Source organism: Betaproteobacteria bacterium, assembly GCA_016713305.1.
In the GTDB taxonomy this organism is placed as follows: Bacteria; Pseudomonadota; Gammaproteobacteria; order Burkholderiales.
In genome coordinates, this window is record JADJPK010000031.1 from 40,798 (window position 1) to 60,680 (window position 19,883).

The following is a 19,883-nucleotide window of genomic DNA, read 5'->3' on the forward strand; positions in this document are numbered from 1 at the left end:
GCGATCATTTCGCCGCGTCGTACTGATCCAGGTATTCGCGCGCGCTGTCGGCGAGCAGCTTCACCTTGACGCCCGACTTCTCCAGCGCGGCCGTCCGGGTCTGCACGGAACTGCGGCCCGCAAGCTGCCAGCGGTCGAACTCCTCCACGGTCAATGTGTGCTGGGGGTCGCCGCGCGACGCCGCGGCCTGCCGCGCGGCGGCCGCGGCCTCGTCGTGCACGCGCCCGAGCCACGCGGACGTTGCGCTGCCTGCGTTCGCATTGAACACGGCCTTGAGATCGTCCGGCAACCCGCGGTACATGTCCGGGTTCATCACGAGCGCCCCCACCGAAGCCACGATGCCCGGCCGGGACTCGCCCCCGCTCACGTGCATCGTGGCGGCGCGGTCGACCCCTCGCAGCGCTGCGCGTTCCCAGGAGAGCAGCGCGCCTTCGACTTCGCCCTTCTGCAGCGCCTCCGCCATGCGCGCTTCGTCCATGGCCACGACCACGGCCCCGGCGGATCTCAGCACGTCGCCTTCGGCGTCCGTGCGCGCCGCGATCCGCCGCCCGGTCAACGCCGCCGGCGAATCCGGCCTCGCCCAGTGAAGAACGGCAGGGTCGGTCGCATGGATGCCGAGCAGGCGCACGCCATCGAACGCGCGGTCCTCCAGGTCGTTCACGCGCACGAACTCGGACAGCGCGCGGCTCGCGCCTTCGGCCCGTCGCACCGAGAACGGAAACTCGAACACGCCAAGAGCCGCCATGCGGCCGGCCGCGGGCGAGACGGGAACCCACGCCAGGTCCACGGTGCCTTCCTGCACCTGCGCGAGCAGGGCTTCCGGCGACTGGGCGGCGGACGACGCAGGATTCAGGTGCATGCGCAGGCGTGCGCCGGACGCTTCCTCGAGCGCCTGGGTCCACGGGCAGGAGGAATCGCGCGTGCAGCGCGGAGTTCTCCGGCAGGCCGTGATGCACGTGCAGAGTGACGCCATGAGCACGGGCGGGGATGGAAGCGCCGCTGCCGACCAGCGCGATGCCGGCCAGCAGCGCGCGCCTCACGGCATCCGGTGCGCGCGCCACGCTCACTCCTCCGACTGTACGGTCATGAGAAAGGTGAAGATCTTCCAGAGCGTGTCGTCGGGCAGCACGCCTTTCCACACGGGCATGCCCTTGTCCATGCGGCCGTTGCTCACGGTCGTGTAGAACATCGCGATGGCGTCGTCGCCATAGCGAAGATTGAGCCGCCGCAGATCGCGCGGCCGTTCGCCCTGTTCGGCCCAGGGGCCGTGACAGTGCGAGCAGAACTGGTTGAACAGGCTGCCGCCCTCGACCGCCACCTGGGCGTTGCCGGCATACGGATTGACCGGCCGCGGGGCATCTTCACCGGTCGCGTTCAGGGACGCCATTGCGAGCGATGCGGCGATCGCCACGCCGAGCGCCGGCTGCTTGTGGAACTTCACGTCGAAGTACTCCTCGTCTTGCTGACGCGGAACCGGCGGTGCCCCGACGGCACCGCCTGCCCGCGCTCTTGCGGATGTCGACCCGGTGCGGTGGAGCGCACGCTCCACCGCGCCGGAGCACTGCGAAAGGCTCTTACAGGCCGAACACCATGAGCATGCCGCCTTCAGGGCTCACGTCCATCATCTTCTGGCCGATCTTGCCGAAGAAGGAAGGCGGTCCCTTGAGCCGGCCGGCCACGATGGCGACGTACTGCTTGCCGTCGATGGTGTAGGTCATGGGGCTCTGCGTGATGCCCGTTCCCATGCGGAACTGCCACAGCACCTCGCCCGTCTTGGCATTCACCGCGCGCAGCACGCCATCCAGGTTGCCGTAGAACACCAGCCCGCCCGCCGTGGTCATGGCACCGCCGGCCCACATGTTGGGCTCCTCGATGCTCCAGACCTGCTTCTTCGCGACCGGATCCCAGGCCATGAACTCTGCCAGGTGCGAGCCCGTGGCGCCCGGCATGCCGAGGTTGAACTCGGAGGCGAGATAGAACTTGCCTGGCGAGTACTCCTCTTCGCGGTTGGCGATGTCCATGCACATGTTGAACGCGGGCAGATACACGTACCCGGTCTGCTTTGCTGTAGGACATGGGCGACCAGTTCTTGCCGCCGATCAGGTTCGGGCAGACGTTGCGGGCCCACTTGCCGAGCTGCGGACGCTTCTCGTTGTTCGCCGCCTCCACCGGACGGCCCGATTCCAGGTCCACGTGGGTGGCCCAGTTCACGGTCACGAACGGCTCGGCCGACACGACCTTGCCGGTCTCCCGGTTCAGCACGTAGAAGAAGCCGTTGCGGTCGGCGTGCATCAGGGCGGGCACCTTCTTGCCGCCGATGTCGAGATCGGTCAGCACGCCCTCGTTGATGCCGTCGTAGTCCCACGCGTCGTGCGGCGTGTACTGATAGCCCCACTTGATCGCGCCCGTGTCGGCATCGAACGCGAGCTGCGATGCGGTCCACTGGTTGGAGTACGGGCCGTAGTCGCTCGAATCGGTGCCGCGTGTCTGCGCGCCCCACGGGCCCGCATTGCTCGTGGACCAATAGACCGTGTTGCGTCCCGCGTCGTAGGAACCCACGCCCCAGGTGGAGCCGCCACCGGTCTTCCACGAGTCACCCTTCCACGACTCGTGGCCGGGCTCGCCCGGGCCGGGGATGGTGTAGGTCTTCCACACCTGCTCGCCGGTGGACTGCTTGTAGGCGGTGACGAAGCCGCGGATGCCGTACTCGCCGCCCGCGATGCCGGTGATCACGAGGTCCTTCACGATCAACGGTGCGGAGGTGATGGCGTGGCCACGCTTGTAGTCGGCCACGGTGACGGTCCACAGGCGCTTGCCGGTCTTGGCGTCCAGCGCCTCGAGCTTGGCATCGAGCCGGCCGTAGAACACCTTGCCGTTGGCCACCGCCACACCGCGGTTGTCCAGGCCGCAGCAGACGGTCGACATGTAGTCGGCGGGCATTTCCGGCTGGTAGGTCCACTTGCGCGCGCCGGTCTTGGCATCCAGCGCGAACACGTAGCGCGGACCGGTGGAACTGGTCACGTACATCGTGCCGTCGACCACGACCGGCGTGGATTCCTGGCTCTCGAGCGTGCCCATCGAGTGGGCCCAGAGGACCTTCAGATTCTTGACGTTGCCGGTGTTGATCTGGTTGAGGGAACTGAAGCGCGTGTTCGACGCATCGGCGCCGTACTGGCTCCATTCATTGCCCGCCTGGGCCAGGGCCGTGCCCGCCGCTGCCGCCGTGATGGCGGCAACACCGGCACACAGCAGACCTCGCTGCATGCTTCTCATGACCTACCTCCCGAATCGATATGTAATGTGCACTGCCCTTCAGCCATTCGTCGCATCGCGGCATGCCTGCCGCGCGCACCACGCCTGGATTGAAGACTGTCGCCGCACCGGCCCCCGCTATTCCTGCGGGAGTCCGCGAACGGAGCCTGACGTACATCGACATCGACCCGTGTGATCCGGGCTGCAAGCCGGTCACGCGAACCGGGGCGTCACCGAGGCGCCCCGCGCGTGCCACTGCCAACTTCCGCGGCGCGACGCGCGCCGCTCACTCGCGGTATCGCGCCTCTCATCGATTCCGCGCTGCCGCCTCATGTTGTTCCTGCCGTGACTGTCTCCCTCCTTCCATCACCCGGCCGAGCGGGGAATCGTTTGCCCGGATAACACAAATTTGCATACAATTTAGCCGGTGAGCAAAGCCTTGTCCAGAACCCGAACACCGCGGCGCGAGGCCGCTGCCGCCCCCGCGGAAAACGCGTCCCCGGCCGGAGCGCGCGACCCCGGCACCGCCCTCTACGAGTGGGTGGTGAGCGAGCTGCGCGAACGCATCTACCGCTACGAAATGAGTCCGGGCGACTGGATCGACGAGCAGCGGCTCGCCCAGGAACTGGGCGTGAGCCGCACCCCGCTGCGGGAAGGGCTCAAGCTGCTCGCCGCGGAAGGGCTCGTCACCGTCAAGCCGCGCCGCGGCTGCTACGTCACCAAGCTCACCGACGAGGATGTCGACCAGATCTTCGAACTCATGGCCCGTCTGGAAGGCTGGTGCGCGCAGCAGGCCGCATCCCGGCTGACCGACGCGGACATGCGCAGGCTGGAAGATATGCACGCATCGCTGGAAAAGCACGCTGCAGCGCACGATGCGGGGCGCTACCACGAGAAGAACGTGGAGTTCCACGCCGAGATCCAGCGTTTGTCCGGCAACCGCTGGCTGGCGGATGTGGTGGCGGACCTGCGCATCGTCATGCGGCTCGCCCGTGTGCAGACGCTGCGCTACCCGGGCCGCTTCGAGACCTCCATCGAGGAGCACCGCGCGCTCATGGATGCGCTGCACGAACGCAACCCCCGCCGCGCCGAGACCACCATGCGCACCCATCTCATGAATCAGCTCGACGTGCTGCACCGCCTGGGCGGGCGGTCCCGGGGGAAGGCCTGACCAATGCGCGCGATCGTGACGGGAGCTGCCTGGGCGCAGCTCCGACCCGAGGAGGCATCCGCACCATGCAAGTGACGTCCGACGGCGTGAAGCTGTACGTGGAAGATTCCGGCACGGGCATTCCGGTCGTGTTCGTGCACGAACTGGCGGGCGATACCCGATGCTGGGAACAGCAGGTCCGGTTCCTGGGCCGCCGCTACCGCTGCGTCACGTACAACGCCCGCGGTTACCCTCCCTCCGAAGTGCCGGAGGACCCGGACGCCTACAGCCAGCGCCAGGCCGTGGACGACATCGCCAACGTGATGCGCGGCTGCGGCATCGACCGGGCGCACGTCGTCGGCCTTTCCATGGGCGGTTACGCCACGCTCAACTTCGGCATCGCCCATCCGGAGATGGCCCGCTCGCTGGTGATCGCCGGAGCGGGGCACGGCTCGGACCCCGACAAGCGCGAGGCATTCTTCCAGGATTGCATGGACCTCTCCGAACGCATCCAGCGCCTGGGCATGGCGGAGGGCATCCGGCACTACGCCAACAGCGCCGTGCGCGCCCGCTACCGCGAAAAGGACCCGCGCGGGTTCGAGGAGTTCAACCGCTACTTCGGCGAGCACTCGCCGCTGGGCACGGCACTCACGATCCGGGGGTGCCAGATGAAGCGGCCCACGGTCTACGAACTGGGGCCGGCGATGGCGAAGCTGCCCATGCCCGTGCTGGTCATCTCCGGCGACGACGACGCCCCTTGCCTGGAGCCCGCGCTCTTCATGAAGCGCACCATTCCCGATGCGCAGGCTGTGGGTCGTGCCGCGCACGAGTCATCCCATCAACCTCGAAGAGCCGGACGCCTTCAACCGCGCCCTGCTCGACTTCTTCACCGCCGTGGACGGCAGGAGCGCACAGCCATGAATCTCGAACTCTCGGGCAAGCGGGTCCTCATCACCGGCGGTTCGCGCGGCATCGGCTTTTCCTGCGCGCAGGCGTTCCTGCGTGAAGGCTGCAGCGTCCAGCTCGTGGCCGCGTCGGCCGTCAATGTCGACAAGGCCGTCTCCACGCTCCGGGGCCTGGGGCTCGGGCAGGTGTCCGGCGTCGTCGCGGACCTCTCGCGTCCGGAAGGCATCGAGACGGTCCGTCCGCTGGCAGGCGGCGTGGACATCCTGGTGAACAACGCGGGTGCCATCCCGGGCGGCGGGCTGGATCTCGTCGACGCGAAGCGCTGGCGCGACAGCTGGGAACTGAAGGTCTTCGGTTACGTCGATCTCACGCGCATGACGCTCTTGCCCATGATGGAGCGGGGCCACGGCGTGATCGTCAACGTGATCGGCATCGCCGGCGCGGCGCCGCGCAACGACTACCTCTGCGGTTCCACCGCGAACGCGGGGCTCATCGCGTTCACCAAGGCGGCCGGAGCCCACAGTTCCCGCAAAGGGGTGCGCGTCGTGGGCGTCAATCCCGGTCCGACCGAGACGGACCGGCTCATCCAGCTCTACCGCACCCGCGCGCAGGCGAGCCTCAACGATCCCGAGCGCTGGCGCGAGCTGCTGGCCGATCTGCCCTTCGGGCGGCCGGCACTGGCGGAAGAAATGGCGGACATCGTCGTGTACCTCGCCTCGGCCCGGGCCTCGTACCTGAGCGGAGTGGTGATCGACGCCGACGGCGGCGCGATGTACCGCTGATCGATCGCCGTGTTCGCCGACCTGCCGATCGCCGACCAGCTCGAGGCGCTCTTCGACGAGTTCTCGACGCCCGGGCCCCTCATGACGGGTTCCGGCGACGTGGTCCTGGGCGAGGCGGTTCTGCGGTCGCACCGCCTGACGGTCGTCGCGTTCGACTACGCGAAGCAGCACGGCTCCATCGGCCGGGTGGAAGCGCGCCAGATCACCGATGCCGTGTGGTACGCAGTCCAGACGCGGCTTCCCCTGGTGTTCGTCGTCAACACGAGCGGCATGCGGGTCACCGACGGCATGCACACGGTGGCCGCCCTGCGCTCCCTGCTGCGTGCCCTGCTCGATGCGCGACTCGGCGGGCTGCGCATGTTCGCCCTCGTGACCCGGCACGCATTCGGCGGCGCCAGCATGATTTCCGCCCTGTGCGAGAAGCGCATCGTGAACGCGGACTCGCTCATCGCCATGTCCGGGCCCAAGCTCATCGAGAGCATCGCCGGCAAGGCATCGTTCGATGCCTCCCACCGCGCGGCCGTGAGATCTCTCATCGGCGGCGCCGCGCGGGCCGAGGCGGACGAAGGCACGCTGCTTTGCGAGGACTCCGAAGACGCGTACCGCCGCGCGCTGCTGCAATGCCTCGCGGAGCGGACGAACCCGCTGCGCTCCGCGGACATCGCGGGCGACACGCTCGACTCCCTCTGGCAGCGGCTCGGCCCGCGCATTCAGCCCCCGCCCACGCTGGTCTCGCCCGGCGCTTTCGACGCGCCTGTGGCGCGCGTGCTCCGGGCGGTCCTCCCGGCGGGCTGCATTGCCATGCGCAGCGGCCAGACCGTCTTCGCGTTCGATGCGCATTGCCGCGACGGCGATGCCCTGACCGGATGGCGTGGCCTGGGCGCGCGCAGCAGTCCGGCGAACGATCTTCCGGGTGCTCGAACGCTCGTCGCGGGGTTCGTGGACGGCCACCCCGCGACCGCTCCGGGCGCCGCCGCGCTGGCGAAGGGTCTGAAGCTCATCGCGGAAGGGAACGGGCCGCGCACCCTGACGATCCTCGCGGACACGGAAAACCACTCGGCCGATCCCGACGACGAGCGGGTCTTCCTCAGCCGCTACATGGCCATGCTGGCCCTGGTGCTGCGTTCGTTCCACCGTGCCGGATACCAGGTGCACCTCATCGTCACCGGAGTATCCGGCGGCGGCATCTTCGCCGCGCTCGCCGCGGGCGCCTCGCGCGTAAGCATGCTGCCCGGCGCCCGCATCCAGGTCCTGTCGCCCGCTGCCCTCGCCGCCATCGGCAAGGCGTCCGACCCCGCTACGGAGACGCTGGCGGCGGCGCTCGCCGCCGGTGCGGTCGACGCCTCCTTCGATTGCTGACCCGGACCATGTCCCCGCCCGTCAACTTCTACGAACGCGCCCTCTCACCCTGGCTGTCCGGGCCGGACACTCCGCTGCTGGAAACGCCGGATGGCCGCACGCTCACCTACGGCGAGATGGATCGCCTGACCGGGCGTTTCGCCTCGGCACTCGCGGCACTGGGGTGCGAGCCGGGCAGCTGGGTTGCCGTGTGCGCCGAGAAGTCGCAGGAGTCGCTCGCGCTGTACCTCGCCTGCCTGCGCGCGGGACTCGTCTATCTGCCGCTCAACACCGCGTACCAGCCGGCCGAGCTGGGTTACTTCCTGGAGGATGCGGCGCCGCGCGTGCTCGTGTGCACGCCCCGGCACGCCATGGAGATGCGCGAGGTCGCGTACCGTGCCGGAGTGCGGCATGTCTTCACGCTGGACGAATCCGGGGCCGGTACCTGGGCGGACGCCGCGCGCGAGGCTTCGCCGGAGTTCACTGCCGTTCCGCGAGGCGACAACGACCTCAATGCGGTGCTGTACACCTCGGGAACCACGGGCCGGCCCAAGGGCGCGACCATCAGCCGGCGGGCGATCGAGCACGCGGCACTGACGCTTGGTCGGATCTGGGGTTTCACGCGGGACGATGTCCTGCTGCACGCCTTGCCCATCTTCCACGGCCACGGTCTGTTCGTGGCGTGCAATGTCGCGCTGGCCGCGGGGGCCCGGATGATCTTCCAGCCCCGGTTCCAGCTCGACGCGCTGCTCGACGCCCTGCCCCGCGCCACGGTGCTGATGGGCGTGCCGACGTTCTACCACCGCATCGTCGCCGACGGGCGCTTCACCCGCGAGACGTTCGCGCACCTGCGCCTGGTGACCTGCGGGTCCGCCCCGCTCACGCCGGAGAACCAGGAACGCTTCCGCGACCGCTTCGGCGTCGACATCGTCCAGCGCTACGGCACGACCGAGACCATGATCCTCACCTCCAACCCGCTCGACGGCGAACGCCGCGCGGGTTCGGTGGGCCGCGCGCTTCCCGATGTGGAGTTGCGCATCGCCGACCGCGACGACCGCCCGCTGCCCGACGGCGAGATCGGCATGATCCAGGTCCGCGGACCGGGGCTCTTCTCGGGGTACTGGCGCATGCCCGGCAAGACGGCGGAGGACTTCACCGCAGACGGCTATTTCCGCACCGGGGATCTGGGCACGCGCGACACCGACGGTTACGTGGCGATCACCGGCCGCGCCAAGGACCTCATCATCTCCGGCGGCTACAACGTGTATCCCGCCGAAGTGGAGACTGTGCTCAACGCCTGCCCGGGCGTGGCCGAGTCCGCCGTGATCGGCATCCCCCACGCCGATTTCGGCGAAGCCGTCACCGCCGTGGTCATCCGCGCACCGAACGGCCCGGCCGTGGACGGACCGTCTCTCGTCGCACGTGCGAAGGAGCTGCTCGCCAACTACAAGGTGCCCAAGCACGTGGTGTTCGTCGACGAGTTCCCGCGCAATGCCCTGGGAAAGATCCAGAAGAACCTGCTGCGGGAACGGTACGGCAAGGCGGGCGCGCTGCCCGGGCAGTAGGCGCTCGAAGAAGCGAGGACATGCGCCGGGCCGTACTGTGGCAACGGGGGTGCTCACGTTGCCAGCAGGCAGACCTCTCCCACCGTTCGCTGTTCGGTTCGATGCTCAAAGGCACGGCCCGCGAAGATAGCGATATCGATCTTCTGGTTGAGTTCGAACCGGACGCTCGCACGACATTGCTGGACATGGCCAGAATCGAGATCGAGCTGTCCGAACTGCTGGGCGGCAGAAAGGTGGACCTTCGAACCGCACAGGACCTCAGCCGTCATTTCAGGGATGAAGTGGTGCGAACCGCGGAACCCCAGTATGTCGCCTGATGACCGCTGAAGGGTGAAGCACAAGGTCGAGGCGGCTGAACATACACTGGCCGCACTCGGAACCACTGGCCAGGACCCGACCTGACATCGCCGGCGTTCGGCTCCGGGCCGGAACGCTTCCGCGCGGTCTCGTCCCTCCGAATTCATGCCGCGGCCGCCGGACGTCCTCATTGACCTGTGGGGGCCCAGAGCGCAAGATTACCTAACATGTTAAGCAATTCACGGCTCTCGTCCCCGGCGTCATCGCCGGTCAGCGCGCGGGCTGGTCTGCAACGTCGATCCGCCGGCGCACGGCGGACAAACGGCAACGGAGGAGCAGCGTGCAGGTTTCCGGATGGCTGCGCAGCGCGTCTGACGGTGCGCAACGGCGGCTCGAACTGACGTCCGACCCGGCTTCCCTCGACCGGGACGGCTGGGCGGGCCTGCTGGGCGGCGACCGGCCTGCCGTGCCGACCCGCGGCACCGTGTATGGCGTCGCGCTCAACTCCGCCGATGAACTCGCGGCTTTGGGAGAGGCGCTGGAACAGCCCCCATACAAGGCCGCGCCCAAGGCACCCGTCCTGTACATCAAGCCGGCCAACACCTGGGTGGGCGCGTTCGACGAGTTCCGGATGCCCGAGGGGGTGGACGCCATGGAAATCTGCGCTGCCGTGGCCGTCGTCCTCGGGACCGACGCAACCCGCGTGAAGCGCGAGAATGCCTGGGCGTGCGTGTCCGGCATCACACTCGTCGCCGATCTTTCCGTCCCCACGGCGTCCTTCTTCCGTCCCCCCGTCCGGTTCAAGTGCCTGGACGGGTCGTGCGCGATCGGCCCGTGGGTTGTGGATGCCGGCAGTGTCCCGCCGCTCGAAACGCTCGTCCTCGAAGTCGTGGTGGACGGCGAGACTGCGCAGCGGGTTCCGATGAACCGCTGGGTACGCGATGCCGCGCACCTGATCGCCGACATCTCCGCCTTCCGCGACGCTGCGCGAAGGCGACGTGCTCATGCTGGGCTGTGGACCGGACCGGCCTCGCGTCAGCGCCGGTCAACGGGTGCAGGTGCGCTGCGCCGGCATCGGCATGCTGTCGCCGCGGATCGTCCGCGAGGACGCCGTGGAGCGGAGTGCGAGGCCATGAAGCGCGCTCGCGTTGCCTATCGCGGCGCCGTTCACTGGGCGTTTCCGGAGGGAGAAGCCTTGCGCCTCGCCGACGGCACGTTGGCCGCCGAAACCGAGGTGGTGTGGCTCCCGCCACTCGCGCCCACCGCGCGCCCGCGAACCGTCCTGGCGCTGGGGCTCAACTATGCCGATCACGCCAAGGAACTCGCCTTCAAGGCGCCCGACGAGCCGCTCATCTTCATGAAGAGCGAGTCCGCCCTCGTCGGCCACCGCGGCGTATCCCGCCGGCCCGCGGACGTCACGTACATGCACTACGAGTGCGAACTGGCCGTGGTCATCGGCCGCCAGGCGCGGCGCGTGGCCCGCGCGGATGCCTACGACTTCGTCGCGGGATACACCGTGGCGAACGACTACGCGTTCCGGGACTATCTCGAGAACTACTACCGGCCCAACCTGCGCGTGAAGAATCGCGACGGCTGCACGCCGCTGGGTCCGTGGCTGGTGGATGCCGGGCACATCCCGGATCCCATGAACCTGACGCTGCGGACGTTCGTGAACGGCAAGTGCACGCAGACCGGCACGACGCGCGACATGGTCTTCGACATCCCGTTCCTGATCGAGTACGTGACGCGCTTCATGACGCTCTCTCCGGGCGACATCATCCTCACCGGCACCCCGAAGGCCTCGCCGACACCCGGCCCGGGGACGAGGTCGTCACGGAGATCGAGCACGTGGGCCGCCTCGTCAACACCGTCATCGCCGACACCGGCGATGCGCACTCTCCAGGATCGGCCGCATGACGACCCTCTTGCACCTCATCGACGGCAAGCCCGTTGACAGCCCCGAGCGCTTCCGGACCGTGAACCCCGCCACGCAGGACGTGCTGGCGGAAGTCGCCGCCGGAGGCGACCGCGAGATCGACCTGGCGGTCGCAGCGGCCAAGGCCGCGTTCCCGAAATGGGCCGCGACGCCGCAGGCCACGCGCGCGAAGCTCATGCGCAACCTGGGCGAACTCATCACGAAGCACGTCCCGGAAATCTCCGACACCGAGACCCGCGACACGGGACAGGTCATCGGCCAGACGAAGAAGGCGCTGGTGCCGCGCGCCGCCGACAACTTCCACTTCTTCGCCGAAGTGTGCACGCGCATGGACGGGCACACGTATCCCGTCGATGGCGCGATGCTCAACTACACGCTGTTCCAGCCGGTGGGGGTGTGCGCGCTGATCTCGCCGTGGAACGTGCCGTTCATGACTGCCACCTGGAAGACCGCGCCATGCCTCGCCCTGGGCAACACGGCGGTGCTGAAGATGTCGGAGCTCTCGCCGCTCACGGCTTCGCGCCTGGGCGAACTGGCGCTGGAAGCGGGGATTCCCCCGGGCGTGCTGAACATCGTGCACGGCTACGGGCGCACGGCGGGCGAAGCCCTGGTGAAGCATCCGGACGTGCGCGCCATCTCGTTCACCGGCAGCACGGCCACGGGCAACCGCATCATCCGCGAGGCCGGGCTCAAGAAGTTCTCCATGGAACTGGGCGGCAAGTCGCCGTTCATCGTCTTCGAGGACGCGGACCTCGAACGTGCCATGGACGCCGCCGTGTTCATGATCTTCTCCAACAACGGCGAGCGCTGCACGGCGGGCTCGCGGATCCTCGTGCAGCGGTCGATCTACCGCGCGTTCTGCGAGACCTTCGCCCAGCGCGCGTCGCGGCTTGCCGTCGGCGATCCGCTCGACGAGAAGACCATCATCGGCCCCATGATCACGCCCGAGCACCTGGCCAAGGTACGTGGTTACATCGAGCTGGGCACCCGGGAAGGCGCGGCACTGCTCACGGGCGGGCTCGAGCCCCCCGAATTGCCGGACAGCCTGCGCGGCGGCAACTTCGTGCGCGCCACCGTCTTCGCCGACGTGGACAACCGCATGAAGATCGCGCAGGACGAAATCTTCGGTCCCGTGGCCTGCCTCATCCCCTTCGACGATGAAGCCGATGCAGTGCGCCTGGCCAACGACATCCGCTACGGCCTGTCGTCCTACGTCTGGACCGAGAATCTCGGCCGCGCCCACCGTGTCGCGGCAGGCATCGAGGCCGGCATGGTGTTCGTCAACAGCCAGAACGTGCGCGATCTGCGTCAGCCCTTTGGCGGAATCAAGGCCTCGGGCACGGGACGGGAAGGCGGCACGTGGAGCTTCGAAGTGTTCACCGAACCCAAGAACGTCTGCGTCGCGATCGGCCGCCACCCGATTCCGCGGTGGGGCGTCTGAGGGCGGGCCACCCCGATGCGCGTGGATCGCAGTGCAACGGAAAGCGCTGCCGGGCGAGGCGGCACGCGGCCGCGCCCGGCGAACGGACGTCCATAGGGAGACCACCATGGGAAAACTCGCCCTCGCCGCCAAGATCACGCACGTGCCGTCGATGTACCTCTCCGAGTTGCCCGGCCCGCACCACGGTTGCCGTCAGGCCGCCATCGACGGCCACCACGAGATCGGCCGTCGCTGCCGGGCGCTGGGCGTGGACACCATCGTGGTGTTCGACACGCACTGGCTCGTCAACGCCGGTTACCACGTGAACTGCAGCCCGCGGTTCGCCGGCAACTACACCAGCAACGAACTGCCGCACTTCATCAAGAACCTCGATTACGACTTTCCCGGCAACCGCGCGCTGGGCGAGATCATCGCCGCCACGGCTACCGAACGCGGCGTTCCCACGCGCGCGCATCACGACACCTCGCTGGACCTCGAGTACGGAACGCTCGTGCCCATGCGGTACATGAATGCCGACCGGCACTTCAAGGTGGTGTCCATTGCCGCGTGGTGCAACTGGCACACGCTGGAAGACAGCCGCCGCTTCGGCGCTGCCGTGCGCGAGGCCATCGAGAAGCGCTACGACGGCACGGCCGCGATCTTCGCGAGTGGCTCGCTGTCGCACCGCTTCAACGACAACGGCAGTCCCGAGTCGTCCATCCACGAGATCAGCGACGAGTTCTTCCGCCAGGTGGACATCCGCGTGCTGCAGCTCTGGGAGCAGGGCGACTTCGCCACCTTCACGAAGATGCTGCCAGAGTACGCGCAGCGGTGCGTGGGCGAGGGCCACATGCACGACACGGCAATGCTCCTGGGCGCGCTCGGCTGGGACCGCTACCGCGAGCCCGTCGAGATGATCACGCCCTACTTCGCAAGTTCCGGAACCGGCCAGCTCAATGCCGTGTTTCCGGTCGTGCCCCTGGAGTAATGCGATGCCCCACCTCGTCTTCGAATACACCGCCAACCTGGAAGCCGACGGCCGCCTGCAGGAGCTGGTGAACGGCGCCGCGGCCGTGCTGGTCGCGCAGCAGGAAGACGGCAAGCCCGTCTACCCCATCGGTGGCGTGCGGGTGCGCGCGATCCGCCTGGACACCTGGTGCATGGCCGATGGCGCGGACGACTACGCATTCGTCCACGGAGCGCTCAAGGTGGGCAGCGGTCGCGGCGAGGCGGTGCTCAAGCGAACGGGCGACGCCCTGTTCGATCTCATGAAGGCGCACTTCGCCGAACTGTACGAACGCCGCCTGCTCGCGCTGTCGCTGGAGATCGGCGAGTTCAGCGAGGCGGGCACCTGGAAGCACAACAACGTCCACGCGAAATTCCGCAAACCGGTCTGACCATGACGACGTCGATCACGCTTTCCGAATCCACGATCCGCGAACTGGCCACGCGGCTGGACGACGCCGAGCGCAGCCGCAGGCAGCTGCCGCATTTCTCGAAGGAGTTTCCGGGAATGACCATGGCCGACGGCTACGCGATCCAGCGCGCGTGGGTGGCCGCCAAGCTCGCTCGCGGACGCGTGATGCGCGGCCACAAGATCGGGCTCACGTCGCGCGCCATGCAGATGGCCTCGCAGATCGACGAGCCGGACTACGGCGCGCTGCTGGACGACATGTTCTTCGAGTCCGGCGGCGACATTCCGCTGGAGCGATTCATCGTGCCGCGCGTGGAGGTGGAACTCGCCTTCGTGCTGAAGCGCCGGCTGCAGGGGCCGGGCGTCACGCTCTTCCAGGTGCTGGAAGCCACGGAGTACGTCACGCCCGCCATCGAGATCATCGATGCGCGCATCGAGCAGTTCGACAGCGCCACCAAGGCGCCGCGCAAGGTGTTCGACACCATCTCCGACAACGCCGCCAACGCCGGCATCGTGCTGGGCGGACGTCCCGTGCGGCCCGACGCGCTGGATCTGCGGTGGGCCGGGGCGCTGCTTCACAAGAACGCGGTGATCGAGGAAACCGGGCTGGCCGCTGCCGTGTTGAACCACCCGGCCAACGGCATCGCGTGGCTCGCCAACCGGCTGGCGCCGCACGAGGAGTTCCTCGATGCCGGCGAGATCGTCCTGGCCGGATCGTTCACCCGCCCCACCGGTGGCGCGCGCGGCGACTGCTTCCACGCAGATTACGGCCCGCTGGGCTCCATCTCCTTCCGCTTTGTCTGACGCGGGGCCGCCGGGCATCCACCGCTACAATCGCGCGGTGCACCGGAACTCGGCCCGCGTTCCCGGGTCTGGACGTTCGGCACGACCGCCGCGTGCGCCCGATCATTCACCCAGGAGGATTCCCCCCATGCTGCGATTCATTCTGGCTGCTGCCCTCGCCGTCACTCTCACCGGCTGCGAGACCACCCGCACGGCCGTGAACGAAGCCAAGCAGGCCATCGCCCGCAAGTCCCTCGTCGAGGTGGCCGCCGAAGACGGCCAGTTCAGCAAGCTCGTCACCGCCATCAAGACCTCGGGCCTGGACCAGACGCTGGGCGCCAACGGCTCCTACACGCTGTTCGCCCCGACCGACGAGGCATTCGCCAAGCTGCCCGAAGGCACGCTGGGCAAGCTGCTGCAGGACAAGGAACAGCTCACCGAGATCCTGAAGCTGCACGTGCTGCCGAGCGAGATGACGTCCGATCGCATCGCCTCCGGCTCGTTCAAGTCGCTCCAGGGCCAGAATCTGGAGATCGCCAAGGACGGCAAGACCGTCACCGTCAACGGAGCCAAGGTCCAGCGGGCGGACATCTTCGGCCGCAACGGGGTGATCCACGCGATCGACACGGTGCTGATGCCCAAGAAGTGACGCCGTGATCCGCGCCGGGCGAAGAGTCCGGCGCGGATCGCGCGAGGCGGATCAGGACGGCACCTCGCCCGTCTCCTCGACCTGCGCATCGTCCAGCACGACCAGCAGATCCTCCAGTTCGCGGGCCAGCGCCGCCAGACGCGCGGCGCCCACCGTGTGCTCGAGTTCCGCGTACACCCGCTCGATGTCCGGCAGCGCGGCCTCGACCAGTGCCGCGCCCTGCGGCGTCAGGACGATATCCATGCGCCGCTGATCCGCGGCGGACCGGCTGCGCGACACCAACCCGCCCTGCTCCATGCGATCGAGCACGCCGGTGATGCTGGGGCCCGGCATGCAGCATTCGTCCGCCAGCGCCGTGGCCGTCATGGCGCCGTGCTCGGCCAGGGCCCTCAGGATGCGCCACTGCTGATCGGTGAGTCCGCGTTCCTTCAGCACGCCCCGGAATCGGCGCATCATGGATTCGCGCGCTCGCAGCAGGAGCAGGGGCAGATTGCGACGGGCGACTCGCTTTCGGTTCGGAGGCACGATGAGAAGGCGCGTGATGGCGTGGCGACGGTTCGAGTCTAGCCCAACCCCCGGGGCGAGAGCCGGTCCGCCTCTGCTCGCTCCCGCATATTTGTGCCCCCGCGGTTTGGCGGTAAAGTGCAAGACCGACGCAGCGCCGCATCGCATGGCCTGCGCATTTCCCCTGGATACCCGAGATCGATGGCCGAACGTTCGTTCAAGCAGGAAGTCCGCAAGCTGCGCCTGAAGGCCGGCGAAGAATTCCGCGGCGAAGGCATTCTTGCCGTCACCAAGGCGCTGCTGCAGTCTGGCGTGTCGTATGTGGCCGGCTACCAGGGTGCGCCGGTGTCGCATCTGATGGACGTGCTGGCGGACGCCAACGACATTCTCGAAGAACTTGGCGTGCACTTCGAGCACAGCGCGTCCGAGGCCGCCGCGACGGCCGCGCTGGCTGCTTCGGTCATCTACCCGCTGCGGGGCGCCGTGACCTTCAAGTCGGTCGTTGGCACCAACGTGGCGTCGGACGCCCTGTCCAACCTGGCCTCCGGCGGCGTGAAGGGCGGCGCGCTGATCATCGTGGGCGAAGACTACGGCGAGGGCTCCAGCATCATGCAGGAGCGCACCCACGCCTTCGCGATGAAGTCGCAGATCTGGCTGCTCGACCCCCGGCCCAACCTGCCGTCCATCGTGCACGCCGTGGAGAAGGGGTTCGAGCTTTCCGAGGCGACGAACACGCCGGTGATGCTGGAACTGCGCATCCGCGCCTGCCACGTGCACGGCCGCTTCACCGCGTCCGACAACGTGCGCCCCTCGTTCACGCTCGCGGACGCCATCGAGCATCCGGCGCGCGACGTGAACCGCATCGTGCTGCCGCCGGCGAGCTATCTCCACGAGAAGGAAAAGATCGAGAAGCGCTGGCCCGCGGCCGTGAACTTCATCCGCGAGCATGGGCTCAACGAGTTCTTCGGGCCGGAGTCGGCCGATGTGGGCATCCTCGTCCAGGGCGGCATGTACAACGGCGTGATCCGCGCGCTGGAACGCCTGGGCCTCGCGAACGCCTACGGCGACACCGACGTGCCGCTGTACGTGATGAACGTCACGTATCCCGTGGTGGACGCGGAGATCGTCCGCTTCTGCGACGGCAAGCGCGCCGTGCTGATGGTGGAGGAAGGCCAGCCGGACTTTCTCGAGCAGAATCTGCACGCCGTTCTGCGCAAGGCCGGCGTGACGACGGACGTGCACGGCAAGGACGTGCTGCCCATGGCCGGCGAGTACACGGGGGCGGTGATGGAATCCGGCGTGCGACGCTTTCTGGAGCTGGCTGCCCCGGCGATGCTGCACGCGGCATCCATCAAGCCCGCCCCTGCACCGGCGCCCGCCGTGGCGCCCGCGGAACTCGCGGCGCAGGTGCATCCGCGTCCGCCCTCGTTCTGCACCGGTTGCCCCGAGCGGCCGGTCTTCGCCGCGATGAAGCTGGTGGAGCGCGAGCTGGGGCCGCATCACGTGAGCTGCGACATCGGCTGCCACCTCTTCTCCATCCTGCCGCCGTTCAACATCGGCGCCTCGACGATGGGCTACGGCCTCGGCTGGGCAGGTGCCTCGGCGCTCAACACCAAGGCCACGGCCAGGCGCACCATCAGCATGATGGGCGACGGCGGCTTCTGGCACAACGGACTCACGAGCGGCGTCGGCAACGCCGTCTTCAACAAGACGGACAACGTGCTGCTTGTGGTGGACAACAGCTACACGGCGGCCACGGGCGGACAGGACGTGCTCTCCTCCAAGGCGGAGAATCCCGATCGCGCCACACGCAACCCCATCGAGAACGCCGTGCGCGGCGTGGGCGTGCAGTGGGTCAGGACAGTCACGCACACCTACAGCGTGGCGCAGATGCGAGACACACTGCGCGAAGCGCTCACCACCAAGACAGCGGGACCCAAGGTGGTCATCGCCCAGAGCGAATGCATGCTGAACCGCCAGCGGCGCGAGAAGCCGCTGATGCGCAAGGCCATGAAGGCCGGCAACCGCATGGTGCGCGAGCGTTTCGGTGTGGACCCCGATACCTGCACCGGCGACCACTCCTGCATCCGCCTGTCCGGCTGCCCTTCCCTGACCATCAAGCCCAATCCCGATCCGCTGCGGCGGGATCCCGTCGCGGCGGTGCTCGACAGCTGCGTGGGCTGCGGCCTGTGCGGGGAGGTATCGCACGCCGCCGTGCTGTGCCCGTCGTTCTACCGCGCGGAGATCGTGAACAACCCCACGGGCTGGGACCGCTTCAAGGCGCGGGTCCGCGGCGCCGTGATCGGCTGGCTGCAGAACCGCATCGACCGCCGTCTGAGCGGACTCGCGGCATGACGGCCGCGCCGGGACGTTCCCTGCGCATCGCGATCCTGGCGATGGGCGGCGAAGGCGGCGGCGTGCTCGCCGACTGGCTGGTGGACATGGCCGAGCACGCGGGATGGCACGCGCAGACGACCTCCGTGCCGGGCGTGGCGCAGCGCACCGGCGCGACGATCTACTACGTCGAGATCCTGCCCGATCCCGAACCGGGCCGGCTTCCGGTGCTCGCACTCATGCCCTTCCCCGGCGACGTGGACGTGGTGATTGCCTCGGAACTCATGGAAGCCGGGCGCGCGGTGCAGCGCGGGCTGGTGACGCCCGACCGCACGACCTTCATCGCGTCTTCGCATCGCGTCTACTCCATGACCGAGAAGACCGCCATGGGCGACGGCCGCGTGGACGCAGGCAAGCTGCTCGACGCCTGCAAGGCGAGCGCGAAGACCTGGATCTGCGGCGACTTCGCCGAAGCGGCGGAGCGCGCGGGGAGCGTGGTGAGTTCTGCGCTGCTCGGCGCTCTGGCGGGCAGTAAGGCGTTGCCGTGGCCCGTGGAGGCGTTCCGCGACGCCATCCGCCGCGGCGGCGTGGGCGTGGACACGAGCCTCGCCGCGTTCGACGCCGGCCTCACGCTGGCGGCCGCCCCCGTGGCACCTGCAGTCGGAATTCCGGAAGGTCCGAAGCCGGGCCCGAGGCTGCAGGCGCTCGCACAACGGATCGCCCATGGGTTCCCGCAGGAGGTCCGCCCGACGCTGGAGGCCGGCATCGTGCGCCTGGCGGACTACCAGGACATCGACTACGCCATGGAGTACCTCGACCGCCTTGCGGCCCTGGCCAAGCAGTTGTCCGCCTCGAATTCGCTGGATCCTCGCCTGTTCGAGACGACCGCCCGGCATCTCGCGTTGTGGATGACCTACGAGGACACCATCCGGGTGGCGGACCTGAAGACCCGCCGCAGCCGCTTCGCACGCGTGAGCCGGGAAGTCCGCCTGCGGGACGATCAGTTGCTGGACGTGAGCGAGTTCATGCACCCCCGCGTGGAGGAAGTCGCCGACACGCTGCCGGCCGGTCTCGGCCGCTGGCTCCTGCGCACCTCCTGGGCCCGGTCGCTGACGGGCCGCGTCTTCGGCCGCGGGCGCGTCGTGCGCACCAGTTCGCTGCGCGGCTATCTGCAGCTGTATGCCGTTGCCGCGCTGCGCCCCATGCGCCGCCGCACGCTGCGTTTCGTGGAGGAAACGCGGCGCATCGACGCCTGGCTCACCCGCATTGCGGAAGTCGCGGCCAGGGATCTCGACCTCGCCATCGCCCTCGCCGAATGCCAGCGGCTGGTCAAAGGCTACGGCGACACGCACGCGCGCGGCCTGGCCAACTTCGAGACCGTGATGTCCGCGGCGCACCGTCTGCAGGGCCGGCCCGGTGCAGGCGCGGCCGTGCGCGAGCTGCTGGAGGCAGCGCTGGCCGACGAACGGGGCGACAAGCTCGGCGAGGCCAAGGCCCGGCTCGCCGCCTGACGGACACCGCGGGCACCGGGTTTGCCCCAGGGCGGGCGTACC

General features: G+C 68.5%; 15 protein-coding genes and 4 pseudogenes. 15 read left to right on the top strand and 4 right to left on the bottom strand.

The window, feature by feature from the left end; all coding sequences use genetic code 11:
* Positions 1-4: 4 nt before the first annotated feature.
* The 3 genes from IPK20_22285 to IPK20_22295 form a co-directional block, all read right to left on the bottom strand.
* Entirely contained in the window at positions 5-973 is a 969-nt protein-coding gene (locus IPK20_22285; GenBank protein MBK8019142.1) for a hypothetical protein, read from the bottom strand.
* A gap of 90 nt (positions 974-1,063) precedes the next feature.
* Positions 1,064-1,441 (bottom strand): c-type cytochrome, encoded by a 378-nt coding sequence (locus tag IPK20_22290; GenBank protein ID MBK8019143.1) that lies wholly within the window; start codon positions 1,439-1,441, stop codon positions 1,064-1,066.
* Between the two features lie 164 nt (positions 1,442-1,605).
* Positions 1,606-3,273, bottom strand: a complete 1,668-nt coding sequence (locus tag IPK20_22295; protein MBK8019144.1) for a PQQ-dependent dehydrogenase, methanol/ethanol family — start codon at positions 3,271-3,273, stop codon at positions 1,606-1,608.
* A 505-nt stretch (positions 3,274-3,778) separates the two neighbouring features.
* On the opposite strand from IPK20_22295, the pseudogene IPK20_22300 reads away from it, so the two are divergent.
* The 13 genes and pseudogenes from IPK20_22300 to IPK20_22360 all read left to right on the top strand — a co-directional run bounded on the left by IPK20_22300 (position 3,779) and on the right by IPK20_22360 (position 15,492).
* Positions 3,779-4,423: pseudogene (locus tag IPK20_22300) on the top strand (GntR family transcriptional regulator).
* A gap of 65 nt (positions 4,424-4,488) precedes the next feature.
* A pseudogene (locus IPK20_22305) lies at positions 4,489-5,323 on the top strand (alpha/beta hydrolase).
* Positions 5,320-6,090 (top strand): SDR family NAD(P)-dependent oxidoreductase, encoded by a 771-nt coding sequence (locus IPK20_22310; GenBank protein ID MBK8019145.1) that lies wholly within the window; start codon positions 5,320-5,322, stop codon positions 6,088-6,090. Before IPK20_22305 ends, IPK20_22310 begins: the two are co-directional and overlap by 4 nt.
* 9 nt (positions 6,091-6,099) lie before the next feature.
* A complete protein-coding gene (locus IPK20_22315; GenBank protein ID MBK8019146.1) occupies positions 6,100-7,449 on the top strand; it encodes a hypothetical protein in 1,350 nt (449 codons plus the stop codon).
* Between the two features lie 8 nt (positions 7,450-7,457).
* A complete protein-coding gene (locus tag IPK20_22320; protein MBK8019147.1) occupies positions 7,458-8,993 on the top strand; it encodes an AMP-binding protein in 1,536 nt (511 codons plus the stop codon).
* 20 nt (positions 8,994-9,013) lie between these two features.
* Positions 9,014-9,310, top strand: a complete 297-nt coding sequence (locus tag IPK20_22325; protein ID MBK8019148.1) for a nucleotidyltransferase domain-containing protein — start codon at positions 9,014-9,016, stop codon at positions 9,308-9,310.
* Positions 9,311-9,552: 242 nt separating this feature from the next.
* Positions 9,553-10,269: pseudogene (locus IPK20_22330) on the top strand (fumarylacetoacetate hydrolase family protein).
* A gap of 153 nt (positions 10,270-10,422) precedes the next feature.
* Positions 10,423-11,207 (top strand): annotated as a pseudogene (locus IPK20_22335) (fumarylacetoacetate hydrolase family protein).
* Positions 11,204-12,667, top strand: coding sequence for a 5-carboxymethyl-2-hydroxymuconate semialdehyde dehydrogenase (gene hpaE, locus IPK20_22340; GenBank protein ID MBK8019149.1), 1,464 nt, complete (start codon positions 11,204-11,206; stop codon positions 12,665-12,667). The pseudogene IPK20_22335 and the gene hpaE overlap by 4 nt, the downstream one beginning before the upstream one ends.
* A gap of 106 nt (positions 12,668-12,773) precedes the next feature.
* Positions 12,774-13,634 (top strand): 3,4-dihydroxyphenylacetate 2,3-dioxygenase, encoded by an 861-nt coding sequence (gene hpaD, locus IPK20_22345; protein ID MBK8019150.1) that lies wholly within the window; start codon positions 12,774-12,776, stop codon positions 13,632-13,634.
* A gap of 4 nt (positions 13,635-13,638) precedes the next feature.
* On the top strand, positions 13,639-14,043 hold the full coding sequence (locus IPK20_22350) for a 5-carboxymethyl-2-hydroxymuconate Delta-isomerase (protein MBK8019151.1): 405 nt from the start codon (positions 13,639-13,641) through the stop codon (positions 14,041-14,043).
* A 2-nt stretch (positions 14,044-14,045) separates the two neighbouring features.
* Complete coding sequence (hpaH, locus tag IPK20_22355; protein MBK8019152.1) at positions 14,046-14,864, top strand: 2-oxo-hepta-3-ene-1,7-dioic acid hydratase; 819 nt, start codon at positions 14,046-14,048, stop codon at positions 14,862-14,864.
* Between the two features lie 127 nt (positions 14,865-14,991).
* The gene (locus IPK20_22360; GenBank protein MBK8019153.1) at positions 14,992-15,492 is read left to right on the top strand and encodes a fasciclin domain-containing protein; all 501 of its coding nucleotides are present in this window, start codon (positions 14,992-14,994) and stop codon (positions 15,490-15,492) included.
* Between the two features lie 51 nt (positions 15,493-15,543).
* Here the strand turns inward: IPK20_22360 and hpaR are convergent, their stop codons facing one another.
* Entirely contained in the window at positions 15,544-16,017 is a 474-nt protein-coding gene (hpaR, locus tag IPK20_22365) for a homoprotocatechuate degradation operon regulator HpaR (GenBank protein MBK8019154.1), read from the bottom strand.
* Positions 16,018-16,197: 180 nt separating this feature from the next.
* On the opposite strand from hpaR, the gene IPK20_22370 reads away from it, so the two are divergent.
* Positions 16,198-18,351, top strand: coding sequence for an indolepyruvate ferredoxin oxidoreductase subunit alpha (locus tag IPK20_22370; protein ID MBK8019155.1), 2,154 nt, complete (start codon positions 16,198-16,200; stop codon positions 18,349-18,351).
* Complete coding sequence (locus tag IPK20_22375; protein MBK8019156.1) at positions 18,348-19,841, top strand: indolepyruvate oxidoreductase subunit beta family protein; 1,494 nt, start codon at positions 18,348-18,350, stop codon at positions 19,839-19,841. Before IPK20_22370 ends, IPK20_22375 begins: the two co-directional genes overlap by 4 nt.
* Positions 19,842-19,883: the final 42 nt, after the last annotated feature.